General features: G+C 46.6%; 1 protein-coding gene. It reads left to right on the top strand.

Annotation, left to right across the window (positions count from 1 at the left end):
* On the top strand, positions 1-491 hold a 491-nt coding region (locus tag C1G57_RS11160; RefSeq protein ID WP_419579859.1), incomplete at both ends, for a mucin-binding protein.

Consider the following 491-nt stretch of genomic DNA (forward strand, 5'->3'; position numbering starts at 1 on the left):
CTGACCTACAAACGTACTGCGACCGTTAACCTAGTGACTAAAGAAGTGACTTATGGTGACTGGACCTCAACTGATGATGACTTCGACAAAGTAGACACACCAGCTATTGCAGGTTACACACCAGACAAGGCAAGTGTCGAAGCTGTTCAGGATGTTCCGGCAACTGATCCAGACACTGAAGTTATCGTTAGATATGTGAAGGACGCTCAAAAAGCCACCATCACCTACAAAGATGACAAAGGTAAAACGCTTGGTACTGTCGATGAAGTCACAGGTAAGTCAGGCGAGCCGATTAACTACACCACCACAGCTCGTATTACAGAGCTCACCAACCAAGGTTATGAAGTGGTGACAGATGGCTTCACCAAAGAAGGTGGACAAGTCTTCGACACAGATAAGGCTACAGACCAACCATTTGAAGTCGTCGTAAGAGAAAAAGTAGTAACCGTCACCCCAGAAGATCCTAAGAATCCAGGTACTGAGGTGGACCC

Origin of the sequence: Streptococcus suis, assembly GCF_002960425.1 — a bacterium.
GTDB classification, from domain to species: domain Bacteria; phylum Bacillota; class Bacilli; order Lactobacillales; family Streptococcaceae; genus Streptococcus; species Streptococcus suis_S.